This is a genomic window from Microbacterium sp. A93, from assembly GCF_051842835.1.
Window position 1 is genome coordinate 93,709 of record NZ_JBPXMT010000002.1, and the last position, 11,684, is coordinate 105,392.

Below are 11,684 nucleotides of genomic sequence, written 5' to 3' on the forward strand. Positions count from 1 at the left end.
CTACCGTGGTCTCATGAAGCGCCAGCAGGCCAGGGTCGAGGTCCGTCCCGGCCTCCACCTCGCCTACGCGACACAGGGTGACCCCTCCGGCCCGACGGTCGTGTTCTTCCCCGGGCCCACGGATTCGTGGCGTTCCTACGCCGACGTCCTGGACCACTTCCCGCCCTCGGTCCACGCCGTGGCCGTCTCGACCCGGGGCCATGGTGACTCGGACAAGCCGGAGACCGGGTACACCGTCCCGGACTACGCCTCAGATGTGGTCCCGTTCCTCACGGCGCTCGGACTGCAGCGGGTGGTCCTGGCGGGACACTCGGCCTCCTGCCTGGTGGTCCGCCGGGTCGCGGCCGAGAGTCCCGAACGGGTGGCCGGGCTCGTCCTCGAGGCCTCCCCGCTGAGCCTGTACCGCAACCCGGAGATGGAGGGCTTCGTGGCCACGGCCGTCTCCAACCTGAGCGACCCCATCAGCCCCGGTTTCATCCGCACCTTCTTGTCCGGCACGGCCCCCCGCACCCTGGATCCCGCCGTGCTCGAGATCCACGTGGAGCAACTCCTGAAGGTCCCGGCCCGGGTGTGGCAGGGGACGTTCGGCGGGCTCGTGGAGTATGACGCCGCCGGAGAACTGGACCGGATCCAGGCGCCGACCCTGCTGCTCTGGGGCGATGCCGACCGGCGGGTGGGCCTGCTGGAACAGGAGGCGCTCACCTCAGCCATCCCGCAGGCCGAGCTGCGCGTCTACCCGGGGGTGGGTCATGTACCCCGGATGGAGGACCCCTCCCGGTTCGCGGCCGACGTCACCGGCTTCGTCACGGCCCTGGCCGCGTAACGTCCGGGCTGCCGCCTGCCGCCTGCCGCCTGCCAGCTGCCGACGGCCGGCTGCAGGCGTCAGACCTCCGGCACCCAGCGTCCGCGGACCCGGCGCAGCACATCGAGGCGACCGGTCTGCGCGACCTGCCGGACGGCGTCGCGCATCTGTCCGGCGGCCGTGACGGCCGCAGCACGCTCCGCATCCCAGGAGGACTCGGGCACGGTGAAGCGCAGCACGATGCGTGGTATCCGCGCGACCACCTCCAGGTCCTTGGCCTCCACCCGGTAGATGGAGCCGAGCACGGCCTCCGCGGTGTCCATGACCTCCTCGGGGGCGTGGCCGGGCAGCAGGTCACCGATGGGCAGGCGGACACGGAAGGAGGGCATCGGCCCATTCTAGGGAGCCCGTTCAGGAATAGGCCGGGGCGGCTGCGGGGTTGTGCCGGACATGAGTGTTCTCTTCGACCCCGTGACCGTATCCGACACCACCCTGCGCAACCGCGTCATCCTTCCCCCGATGTGCCAGTACGTGGTGACCGCCAAGGACGGCGTGCCCGGCCCCTGGCATCTGACCCACCTGGGGGCGCGCGCCGCCGGCGGTTTCGGGATGGTGGTGGCCGAGGCCAGCGCCGTGGTCCCGGAGGGCCGCATCTCGGACCAGGACACGGGCCTGTGGAATGACACCCAGCGTGATGCGTGGGCCCCCATCGCCGCCTTCATCCGCTCCCGGGGCGCCGTCCCGGCCATCCAGCTCGCCCATGCCGGCTCCAAGGCCTCGACCTGGCCCGGCCATCCCGGCTACCCCGCCGCCGGCATCCCGTTCGAGGCCGGCGGCTGGGAGACCCTGTCCCCCTCGGGCGTGCCGGCCGTCAGCGCCGTGGGCCCCACCCGCCAGCTGAGCGCCGCCGAGATCGAGGACACCATCACGGCCTTCGCCGAGGCGGCCCGCCGGGCGGACGAGGCCGGCTTCGACGCCGTCCAGATCCACGGCGCCCACGGCTACCTCATCCACCAGTTCCTCTCCCCCGTCACCAACCAGCGGACCGATGAGTGGGGCGGGTCGTTCGAGAACCGCACGCGGTTCGTCCGCCGCGTCATCGAGGCCGTGCGGGCCGTCTGGCCCGCCGAGAAGGTCCTGGGCATCCGCGTCTCCGGCTCGGACTGGCTCGAGGGCAGCTGGAGCGAGCAGGACACCGTGCACCTCGTGCGTGAACTGTCCGGGCTCGGCCTGGACTGGGTGGACGTGTCCTCCGGCGGCATCGGGGACACCTACCAGGGGCCTGCGGGTCCGGCCTACCAGGTCCCACTGGCCGCAGCGGTGCGCGCCGGGACCGCGGACCTCGTCCTGGACCCCGGCCAGGGGATGCAGGAGGACACCGGGCACGACGCCGGCGCGCGCCGGCTGTTCGTCTCGGCCGTCGGCGCCATCACCGACCCCGAGCTGGCCGAGTCCGTGCTCACCGAGGGCCGGGCGGATGCGGTCGACATCGGCCGGGCTGCCCTCGTGCACCCGAACTGGCCCGTGGAGGCCGCCGAGTCGCTCGGGGACGAGCGGTACCGGGAGCTCACGGCCCCGGCCTACCACCGTGGCTCCTGGGGCCGGACCTCCACGCCCGTGCGCCAGCAGGCCCCCGCCGAGCCCGTGGGCGCCGGCGCCGCACGCTGATCAGTCCGGGCCCGTCCCCAGAGGACTACCATGGTGCCTCCCAACACAAGGGAGGCCCCCGTGGGCACGGTGATCATGTACGGCTCGGTCTCGGTGGACGGCTTCGTCGCGGACGAGAAGGACCAACCCGGACCGCTCTTCGCCTGGTTGACCAGCGGTGACGTCCCCTTGGACGAGAGCGGCGAGCTGATGGTGTCGCGGTCGTCCTACGACTACACCCGAGCGTACTGGGACCAGATCGGGGTGACCATCGTCGGCCGCCACGTCTTCGACCTGACGGACGGCTGGGACGGGGTGCCGCCGAGCGGGGTCGACCACGTGGTCGTCGTGACGCACCGGCCGCCGCCCGAGGGTTGGGACCCCGAGGCGCCCTTCCACTTCGTCGACGGTGTCGAGGCAGCCGTGACCACGGCACAGGGCCTCGCGGGTGACCGCGTCGTCGAGGTCGCCGCCGGAGACGTCGGTGGTCAGGTGCTGGCCGCGGGCCTGGTCGACGAGGTGCGCATGGACGTCGTGCCGGTCGTGTTCGGCTCCGGCAAGCGTTACTTCGGGTCGGTTCACGCCCAGCACCTGATGGAGGACCCGGACGTGGTGATCCAGGGCAACCGGGTGCTTCACCTGCGCTACCGGGTGCGCCGTCGGACGAGCTGAGGGGGTCCAGCGGGCTAATCTGACCGGGTGCTGCCCTTCCTGCTGATCCAGACCCGCGCGGACGACCCCGTCGCCGCCGACGAGCTCCGCTCCACCACCGAGCTCGGCGGCTTCGCTCCCGGGGAACTGACCACCCTGCGGCTGGACCGGGCCCTCGCGGCCGGCGGGCCGGCGCCGGACTGGGCGGCGGTCCTGGCCGGACACTCCGGGGTGATCGTGGGCGGCAGCCCGTTCAACTCCTCCGACCCTGAGGAGTCCAAGTCCGGGCTGCAGCTGGCCGTGGAGGCCGAGCTGGGGCGACTGCTGGACGTGGTGATGGCCCGGGATGTGCCCTTCCTCGGTGCCTGCTACGGGATCGGTACCTTGGGGCTGCACCAGGGCGCCCGGGTGGACTCGACCTACGGGGAGCCGGCGGGGGCCGTCACCCTGCACGTGACCGAGGCGGGCCGGCAGGACCCGCTGCTGGCCGGCGTCGCGCCCTGGTTCACGGCCTTTGTGGGGCACAAGGAGGCCATCCGCACCCTGCCGGAGGACGCCGTGGTGCTGGTGGCGGGCGAGGCGTGCCCGGTGCAGATGTTCCGGATCGGCGCCCACCAGTACGCCACCCAGTTCCACCCCGAGCTCGATGTGGACGGGCTGCTGTACCGGCTGGAGATCTACGCGGACCACGGCTACTACGACCCGGCCGAGGCTGAGGAACTCTTCGCGCGGGTCCGCACCGCCACGGTCAGCGAGCCGCGGAAGGTGCTGGCGAACTTCCGGCGGCGCTACGCCCGCGGCTGAAGACCGCACGGTCTGGCCGCTGTACGGGCCGTCGGCGTGACCGACGGGGCCGACTCGGGTAGAACTGAAGCCATGAGCGTACGTACACCTGATCCGAATCCCGGGTGGCTGTCGGAAGAGGATCTCTACGAGGCCCGCCGCCGCCTGCCCATGGTCTATGTGGAGGCCCTGCCGGTGCGCCTGGACGCTCTGGGGTACGTCTCGGAGATCGGCCTGCTGTACATGGCGGACGCCGAGGGCTACCTGCGCCGCACCCTGGTCTCCGGCCGGGTGATGTACCGCGAGACCGTCCGTGCCGCCCTGATGCGCCATCTGGAGAAGGACCTGGGCCCGCTCGCGCTGCCGCAGCTGCCGCCCTCGGTCATCCCGTTCACCGTGGCCGAGTACTTCCCGAGCCCTTCCGAGACGGGCCTGACGGATGACCGCCAGCACGCCGTGGCCCTGGCGTACCTCGTGCCGGTCACCGGTGAGTGCGAGCCCCGTGGGGACGCGCTGGAGCTGTCCTGGCTGACGCCCGATGAGGCGCTCAGCGAGGAGGTCCAGTCCGAGTTCATCGGCGGACGCGGGAACCTGGTCCGCCAGGCCCTGGCGCACGTGGGCTGGGGGCGCTGACCATGACCACCCCGACTCCCCAGAACATCGGACAGCACGACGCCGGAGGAGACTACCTGCGCTCGGTCAAGGCCCAGCAGGTCGGGGCGGGCGACCGCTTCCTGAAGCGCCAGGGGGATCCCTCGTCCCCGGTGACGCAGGTGCGCACCTCCCGCGACGACTTCGGCACCCCCGCCCTCGTGGTGGCCACGCTGGCGGACGGCCGCGAGGTGCGGATCGCCTTCGGGTCCACCATCCGCGTGCGGACCCGGCGGCCCGCGCCGGCGCTGGATGTCAGGACGGACCTGTACCCCGCGGAGGAGGGCTCGCCGGAGGCCACGGTGGTCCAGGTGGCCCAGTTGCACCCGGACAACCAGCATGTGCTGGCGGTGGCCTCGAAGCTCTCCCGTGGGATCAACCTGCGCTCCGGCTCCCAGCTCGAGGACATCGACACGCTGGCGCACCACCTGTTCATCGACCTGGATGATTCTGACGGTGCCCTGACGCTGACCACCCTGCTGACCCAGTTGCCCTATGACGGGGCCATGGGGCGGTGGAAGTCGATCGAGTCCGCGCTGGCCCTGGCCGCCACCATCCACTTCTACCGTGGCGAGGAGGTCGAGGGCCGGGCCGCCGCGGCCCGGCTGACCGAACCGGACGAGGCCGAGACGGACCCGATCCGCGCCCAGCGGACCGCCGAGATCCGGCAGCGTCAGCTGAACGAGCCGAACCTCTACGACCGGGAGGTGCTGCGGGCCGAGACCGCCGCAGACCTGGCCGGCGAACGTCAGTGGCGCGAGGCGCGGCTGGCCACGCTGATGTACCTGCGGGCCCGAGGTGGCTCGGAGACCTTCGGCGAGGAGGAACTGGACCGCCGCGTACGCCGCGAGGTGGCGGACCTGCGCGCCCTGGCGGACCGGATCGCGGAGGCCGGCGGGAACGACTGAGCCCCGTCCCTGGTGATGAGGTCAGGGGCGCTGGATGCGGGCACGGGCCGGGGTGGCCGAATGCAACACCCAGCGGCGCCAGGCCCAGGGGGTGGCGACGCAGGCCATGCCGACGACCGCGCCGATCACCGTCTCGATGAACCGGTCATAGACCAGTCCTGAGGTGTCGACCTGCGCGGTGGAGGCACTCATCGCCAGCACGGTGGACAGCAGGGCCAGCGGGGTGACGGCGATCTGTGCCAGCACGTACTGCCGGGCGATGAACAGCTCCGCGGTGCACTGCAGCACGGCGATGATCAGCACGATCAACCACAGCGGCGGGTGCGCCCACAGCACCGCGGCCAGCACGAGCAGGCCGATGAAGGTGCCGATGATGCGCTGCAGGCCACGGTTCACGCGGTAGCGGGTGGAGTGGCCCACGAGCGGCACCACGGCGGCCACCATCGCCCAGTAGTTGTGCTCGATCCCCAGCACGGGTCCCAGGGCGGTGGCCAGCGAGCCGGACACCCCGGCCGCCACCACGTACCAGGCGGCCTCGGACCAGACCAGACGGTGACGGGGTCCGGTCAGGGCCTCACCCGCCGGCCGCCGGATCCGGTGCCGGTTCCGGGGCAGCACCCTGGAGGAGATCCCGACCAGCAGCGCGAAGGCGATGACCGACGCCGCCGTCAGCAACGCCTCGCCCAGGGGTGGCTGATAGGGCACGGACGAGACGGCCGCGAAGGCGAAGATGTGGAACAGGGATCCGGAGGGGCGCAGGTTCCAGTAGGCGGCCACCACGGCACAGGCCCCGGCCACCGCCGTGGTCAGCCCCACCAGCGCCCAGGGGTTCTCCGATTCGGACATGCCGTTGCGACCGGCCAGGGTGGCCAGCAGCAGCACCACGAACATCAGGGCACCGGCCCGCGCCTGCATCTGAAGCCGCGGGCCGTGCTGGAGGTTGCGGCCGTAGATCGCCGTGAAGGCACCGAAGGAGGCGAAGATCGCCAGGTCGATCCGGCCGATCAACAGCAGGGTCAGCAGCGGCACCAGCACCGTGATGCCGCAGCGGATGGCCACCTCGTGGTCCCGGTGGGCCGGCGCCATGGTGAAGAGCGCGGGGATGGGGTTGAGGTCCGCGAGCCGGGTCCTCCGTTGGTCCCCTGAAACGCCGCTGCCCACCGCCATCCTCCCCCTCTGTCTCCGCTGAATAAATATGTCCCTGTTGTTACTTACCATTGAAAGTGTGGTGGTCACGGCTTGGTTCCGGCTAGTCGTGACCAAACAGACCACCAACTGTGATGAACACGAAAGAGTGGCATGGCTCGAGCTGACGTGGGTCAACAAGGACACAACGCTCATCCTGGACGGTGAGGTCGACGGTGGACGCCCGCGTATCATAGGGACATGGTTGATCGCACGCTCATGGCCCAGGTACTCCGACTGGACGATTCCGCCCGCCGCGAGTTGCGAGCAGCCATCGACGATTCCCTGGATGACGGCTATGTACATCCGGACGTTGCCGCAGTCATCGATCAACGAATCGCGGAAGCTGATACGGCGCCGGGCGAGAACGTCACCTTGGATGAAGATGAGCGACAGGTTCGCTCTCGCCGTCGCGTCGCGTGACGTACGACGTTCGCCTCACTCCCTCGGCTCGGAGGGATCGCGACCACATTCTTGCGTGGTATGACATCGAAGCGCCGCATCAGATCGAGCGCTTCATCAACGAGTTCTTTGTGACTGCTCGGAGGCTCAGCGAGCTCCCTCACTCGGCACCAACCGTTTACCGAGATACCCGGCGGACTCAACGAAAGCGACCATGACCCAAGACCAATCCTCAGCGCCGCCTATCCAACGAGCCTCTAGGGATGCCGCCACCACGGCACCCACCGCCGCGTCCCCGCGGGACTTCTCCTTCGCCGTCGGACACCGCCTGACCGGACCGGACGGGACGCCGCGCCACGGGCGCACCGGGACCATCACCACCCCGCACGGGACCATCCAGACCCCGGCGTTCATCCCGGTGGCCACGCAGGCCTCCGTCAAGGCGGTGCTGCCGGAGGCGATGGCGGAACTCGGCGCCCAGGCGCTTCTGGCCAACGCCTACCACCTGTACCTGCAGCCGGGGGCGGATCTGCTGGACGAGGCGGGCGGGCTGGGCCGGTTCATGAACTGGCCGGGGCCCACGTTCACGGACTCGGGTGGCTTCCAGGTGATGAGCCTGGGCTCGGGCTTCAAGAAGGTCATCGACATGAACGGGCCCAAGGCCCCCTCCGGCCAGGGCGCCGATGACGCGGTGGCCCCCGGCAAGGAGCGCCTGGCCAATGTGGACGAGGACGGGGTCTGGTTCAAGTCCCACCTCAACGGGGACCGGCACCGCTTCACGCCCGAGGTCTCCGTGGGCATCCAGCACCAGCTCGGCGCGGACATCATGTTCGCCTTCGACGAGCTGACCACCCTGCACAACTCCCGCGGCTACCAGGAGGAGGCCCTCGAGCGCACCCGCCGCTGGGCCCAGCGCTGCCTGGATGAGCACGCGCGCCTGACCGCCGAGCGCGCGGGCAAGCCCTACCAGGCCCTGTTCGGTGTCATCCAGGGCGCCCAGTTCGAGGACCTGCGGCGCAAGGCCTGCGGGGATCTGGCGGCCATGCGCACTGCCTTTCAGATGCCCGACGGCGGCGGGTCAGGTACCGCGGCAGGCGACCCGGCCGGCGTCGTGCCCGGTGCCGTGGTGGAGCACGGATTCGACGGCTATGGGATCGGCGGGGCGCTGGAGAAGGAGAACCTGGGCACGATCGTCGGCTGGTGCGCCGACGTGCTGCCCGAGGACAGACCGCGGCACCTGCTGGGCATCTCCGAGCCGGACGACCTGTTCACCTCGGTGGAGAACGGCGCGGACACCTTCGACTGTGTCTCCCCCACCCGGGTGGCCCGCACGGGTGCCTTCTACACCGCGGACGGGCGGTTCAACCTGCCCGGGGCCCGGTACAAGCGCGACTTCGGCGCCCTGGAGGACGGCTGCGACTGCTACACCTGCGCGCACTACACGCGGGCGTACATCCACCACCTCATCAAGGCCAAGGAGATGGTGGCGCACACCCTGATCTCCATCCACAACGAGCGGTTCACCGTGCGCCTGGTGGACCGGATCCGCGCGTCCATCCAGGACGGGACGTTCTACGAGCTCAAGGACGAGGTGCTGGGCCGCTACTACGCCCCGAGGCCCTGACGTCAGCTGTTCTTCTCGTGCAGGGTCCGCAGGGCGTTCTTGCGGATCTTGCCGGTGGCGGTGCGGGGCAGTTCCTCCACGAACTCGATCCGATCGGGCACCTTGAACCCGGCCAGGTTCTCCTTGCACAGCGCGCGCAACTCCTCGGCGGTCACCCGGCCGGATGCGTCGGCACCGGTTTCAACGACCACATAGGCGATGGGCCGCTCGCCCCACTTGTCGTCCTGGATACCGACCACGGCGGCGTCGGCGACCTGGGGATGGCCGTGCAGCACACCCTCGACCTCGATCGAGGAGATGTTCTCGCCGCCGGAGATGATGATGTCCTTGAGGCGGTCACGCAACTGGATGTAGCCGTCCGGGTGCTTCACCCCCAGATCCCCGGTGTGGTACCAACCGCCGCGGAAGGCCTCCTCGGTGGCCTCGGGGTTCTTGTAGTACTCGGCCATGACACCGTTGCCCCGCAGCACCACCTCCCCCATCGACTCCCCGTCAGCCGGCAGGATGTTCAGCTCCGGGTCCATGATCTCCACGCCGGCCGCGTGGACCATCGCCACGCCCTGCCGGGCCATCAGCCGGGCCCGTTCGCTGCGGGAGAGTTCCTTCCAGGCCTCCTGCGGCTCGCAGATGGTGAACGGCCCGTAGCACTCGGTCAGCCCGTAAACGTGCACCGGGGTGATGTTCAGGGATTCGAGGCCTTCGATGACCGAGGGCGGCGGGGCGGCCCCGGCCGTGGTCATCCGCACCTCCCGGTCCAGCTCGTGCGCGCGTTCGGCCTCCACGAGCATGGAGCAGACGATCGGGGCGCCCGACAGGTGCGTGATGCCCTCGGTGTCCATGGCCTCCCACAACGCGTCCTGCCGCACGGCCCGCAGGCACACGTGGGTGCCGGCCGCCGAGGTCACGGCCCAGGGCATGCACCAGCCGTTGCAGTGGAACATCGGCAGCGTCCACAGGTACCGGGTGGAGCCGGTATACCCGTTGTGGAACACCTGACCCTGGGCGGCGAGGTAGGCGCCGCGGTGCGTGTAGATGACACCCTTGGGCGGCCCCGTGGTCCCGGAGGTGTAGTTCAGGGTGATGGGCGTCTCCTCGTCCTCGACCCGCCACGGCAGGTCGGGGCCCGCCGGCGCCTGGGCCAGGAAGTCCTGATACGTGAGGTCCCCGGCGGTGGCAGGGCCCGTGTGGCCGGCTTCAGCGTCCACGATCTCCACCACCAGCGGCGGGTTCTCCAGCCCGGCGGCAATACCCCGCACGGAATCGGCCACATCCCCGTCGGCGAACACCACGGCCGCCTCCGAATGGCCCAGGATGTACTCCACCTCGCGTGAGGTCAGGCGCGGGTTGAGGGCACTGAGCTTGCCGCCGGCGAGCGGCACCGCGAAGTGCGCCATCAGCGTCTCCGGGATGTTCGGGGCGATCACGGTGACGGTCTGTCCCGGGGTGATGCGCGCGGTGAGCGCCTTGGCCAGCTGCTGGACCTCCTGGGCGAACTCGCGGTAGGTGGACCGGCGGCTGCCGTAGACCACGGCCTCACGTTCGGGGAACACCGCAGCTGAGCGGCCCAGGAACCCCAGTGGAGACAGGGGCTCCGAGGCGGCTGTCAGCTCATGGCTCTCGGTCGAGGTGGTCATTCCTGGCTCCTTGTCGCGGCCACGGGGGCCGGTGGGTGACGGAGGTGATGGCATCACGGGGTGACGCACACCACTATGCCGTGGAACTGAATCGCAGGTCAAGTGAGACGCAGTTCCACCTTGTCCGTGGTGTCTGGGCCTGTTCCCGGTTGCAGCGCCAGCCTGTCACCGCCGGCTGCCGCCTGTCACCGCCTGCCACGGCCCGCCACCAGCGCGTAAAGTACTCCACGGTAGAGGCCCGACCACCGAGGAGCAGCATGACCACCGGCGAGATCCACCCCGCCCCCACGCCCGAACACCACGCCCCCTATGCGGCGGCGGCAGACCGCTACGAGTCCACCGTCTACCGCCGGGTGGGCTCCACCGGGCTCGCCCTGCCGCCCATCAGCTTGGGGATGTGGTGGAACTTCGGGGACAACCGCCCCTTCGACACGCAGCGGGAGATCCTGCGGCATGCCTTCGACCACGGCATCACCCACTTCGACCTGGCCAACAACTACGGCCCGCCCGCCGGCTCCGCCGAGGAGAACTTCGGCCGCGTCCTGGTCAAGGACCTGGGCCGCTACCGGGACGAGCTGATCATCTCCTCGAAGGCCGGCTGGAACATGTGGCCCGGGCCGTACGGCAACCTCGGCTCACGCAAGTACATCCTGGCCTCCGCCGAGGCGTCCCTGCAGCGGATGGGCCTGGACTATGTGGACATCTTCTACTCCCACCGGGCGGACGCGGACACCCCGCTCGAGGAGACCATCGGCGCCCTGCACACCCTCGTCCAGCAGGGCAAGGCCCTCCATGTGGGGCTGTCCTCCTACTCCCCCGAGCGCACCGTCCAAGCCCAGCAGATCGCCCGCGAGCTGGGCACCCCGCTGACCATCCACCAGCCCGCATACTCGATGCTGAACCGCTGGGTGGAGGACGGCCTGTTGCAGACCCTGAACGAGCAGGGGATGGGGTCGATCGCCTTCACCCCGCTGGCCCAGGGCCTGCTGACGGACAAGTACCTGTACGACGACGGCGCCTCCCCCTCCGGCGGCCGCACCTCCCTGTCCGGTCATCTCACGGACGAGAATCTGGCCAAGGCCCGGGCCCTGAACGAGGTGGCCGGCGACCGCGGCCAGACCCTGGCGCAGCTGGCCGTCTCCTGGTTGCTGCGGCCGGGCGGTGTGACGTCCGTGCTGATGGGGGCCTCCTCGACGGCCCAGCTGGACGAGAACCTCGGCGCCTTGGGGTCCGCCCCGTTCAGCGACGAGGAACTGGCCCGGATCGATGAGATCACCGGCAAGAAGTCGGGTGAGGTGTCCTCCATCGACATCTGGAACGTCTCCGCCCGGATCGACTGAGTCCCCGCGGCGTTTCCGGCGCCGTCACAACCCCAGCTGCAGCCACAGTCATCCTGC

At 70.3% G+C, this 11,684-nt stretch carries 12 protein-coding genes; 9 read left to right on the plus strand and 3 right to left on the minus strand.

The window, feature by feature from the left end:
• The first annotated feature begins 13 nt into the window (after positions 1–13).
• On the plus strand, positions 14–823 hold the full coding sequence (locus tag ACSU1G_RS04715) for an alpha/beta fold hydrolase (RefSeq protein ID WP_439278763.1): 810 nt from the start codon (positions 14–16) through the stop codon (positions 821–823).
• Positions 824–882: 59 nt separating this feature from the next.
• Here ACSU1G_RS04715 and ACSU1G_RS04720 read toward each other — a convergent pair whose 3' ends face one another.
• Positions 883–1,191 (minus strand): hypothetical protein, encoded by a 309-nt coding sequence (locus ACSU1G_RS04720; RefSeq protein WP_439278764.1) that lies wholly within the window; start codon positions 1,189–1,191, stop codon positions 883–885.
• 61 nt (positions 1,192–1,252) lie between these two features.
• On the opposite strand from ACSU1G_RS04720, the gene ACSU1G_RS04725 reads away from it, so the two are divergent.
• The 5 genes from ACSU1G_RS04725 (at position 1,253) to ACSU1G_RS04745 (ending at position 5,442) form a co-directional block, all read left to right on the plus strand.
• The gene (locus ACSU1G_RS04725; protein ID WP_439278765.1) at positions 1,253–2,470 is read left to right on the plus strand and encodes an NADH:flavin oxidoreductase/NADH oxidase; all 1,218 of its coding nucleotides are present in this window, start codon (positions 1,253–1,255) and stop codon (positions 2,468–2,470) included.
• A gap of 60 nt (positions 2,471–2,530) precedes the next feature.
• The gene (locus tag ACSU1G_RS04730; protein ID WP_439278766.1) at positions 2,531–3,121 is read left to right on the plus strand and encodes a dihydrofolate reductase family protein; all 591 of its coding nucleotides are present in this window, start codon (positions 2,531–2,533) and stop codon (positions 3,119–3,121) included.
• Between the two features lie 27 nt (positions 3,122–3,148).
• Complete coding sequence (locus ACSU1G_RS04735) at positions 3,149–3,904, plus strand: glutamine amidotransferase (RefSeq protein WP_439278767.1); 756 nt, start codon at positions 3,149–3,151, stop codon at positions 3,902–3,904.
• A gap of 72 nt (positions 3,905–3,976) precedes the next feature.
• On the plus strand, positions 3,977–4,516 hold the full coding sequence (locus ACSU1G_RS04740) for an NUDIX hydrolase family protein (protein WP_439278768.1): 540 nt from the start codon (positions 3,977–3,979) through the stop codon (positions 4,514–4,516).
• Between the two features lie 2 nt (positions 4,517–4,518).
• Positions 4,519–5,442, plus strand: a complete 924-nt coding sequence (locus tag ACSU1G_RS04745) for a DUF6707 family protein (RefSeq protein WP_439278769.1) — start codon at positions 4,519–4,521, stop codon at positions 5,440–5,442.
• A gap of 21 nt (positions 5,443–5,463) precedes the next feature.
• Here ACSU1G_RS04745 and ACSU1G_RS04750 read toward each other — a convergent pair whose 3' ends face one another.
• Positions 5,464–6,603 (minus strand): FUSC family protein, encoded by a 1,140-nt coding sequence (locus ACSU1G_RS04750; protein WP_439278770.1) that lies wholly within the window; start codon positions 6,601–6,603, stop codon positions 5,464–5,466.
• Between the two features lie 225 nt (positions 6,604–6,828).
• Between ACSU1G_RS04750 and ACSU1G_RS04755 the strand changes: the two genes are divergently transcribed.
• Together ACSU1G_RS04755 and ACSU1G_RS04760 are read left to right on the plus strand one after the other, a co-directional pair.
• The gene (locus ACSU1G_RS04755; RefSeq protein WP_439278771.1) at positions 6,829–7,050 is read left to right on the plus strand and encodes a hypothetical protein; all 222 of its coding nucleotides are present in this window, start codon (positions 6,829–6,831) and stop codon (positions 7,048–7,050) included.
• Between the two features lie 193 nt (positions 7,051–7,243).
• Positions 7,244–8,653, plus strand: coding sequence for a tRNA guanosine(34) transglycosylase Tgt (locus ACSU1G_RS04760; RefSeq protein ID WP_439278772.1), 1,410 nt, complete (start codon positions 7,244–7,246; stop codon positions 8,651–8,653).
• Positions 8,654–8,655: 2 nt separating this feature from the next.
• Here ACSU1G_RS04760 and ACSU1G_RS04765 read toward each other — a convergent pair whose 3' ends face one another.
• Complete coding sequence (locus tag ACSU1G_RS04765; RefSeq protein WP_439278773.1) at positions 8,656–10,287, minus strand: AMP-binding protein; 1,632 nt, start codon at positions 10,285–10,287, stop codon at positions 8,656–8,658.
• Between the two features lie 257 nt (positions 10,288–10,544).
• On the opposite strand from ACSU1G_RS04765, the gene ACSU1G_RS04770 reads away from it, so the two are divergent.
• Positions 10,545–11,627: an aldo/keto reductase gene (locus tag ACSU1G_RS04770; RefSeq protein WP_439278774.1), complete on the plus strand. Its 1,083-nt coding sequence runs from the start codon at positions 10,545–10,547 to the stop codon at positions 11,625–11,627.
• The last annotated feature ends 57 nt before the right edge of the window (positions 11,628–11,684 follow it).

Excerpts from the sequence above, each read along its gene's own strand:
- ACSU1G_RS04760 (WP_439278772.1), top strand. The coding sequence starts at position 7,244 with ATGACCCAAGACCAATCCTCAGCGCCGCCTATCCAACGAGCCTCTAGG.
- ACSU1G_RS04770 (WP_439278774.1), top strand. The coding sequence starts at position 10,545 with ATGACCACCGGCGAGATCCACCCCGCCCCCACGCCCGAACACCACGCC.
- ACSU1G_RS04745 (WP_439278769.1), top strand. The coding sequence starts at position 4,519 with ATGACCACCCCGACTCCCCAGAACATCGGACAGCACGACGCCGGAGGA.
- ACSU1G_RS04755 (WP_439278771.1), top strand. The coding sequence starts at position 6,829 with ATGGTTGATCGCACGCTCATGGCCCAGGTACTCCGACTGGACGATTCC.
- ACSU1G_RS04720 (WP_439278764.1), bottom strand. The coding sequence starts at position 1,191 with ATGCCCTCCTTCCGTGTCCGCCTGCCCATCGGTGACCTGCTGCCCGGC.
- ACSU1G_RS04715 (WP_439278763.1), top strand. The coding sequence starts at position 14 with ATGAAGCGCCAGCAGGCCAGGGTCGAGGTCCGTCCCGGCCTCCACCTC.
- ACSU1G_RS04740 (WP_439278768.1), top strand. The coding sequence starts at position 3,977 with ATGAGCGTACGTACACCTGATCCGAATCCCGGGTGGCTGTCGGAAGAG.
- ACSU1G_RS04765 (WP_439278773.1), bottom strand. The coding sequence starts at position 10,287 with ATGACCACCTCGACCGAGAGCCATGAGCTGACAGCCGCCTCGGAGCCC.
- ACSU1G_RS04725 (WP_439278765.1), top strand. The coding sequence starts at position 1,253 with ATGAGTGTTCTCTTCGACCCCGTGACCGTATCCGACACCACCCTGCGC.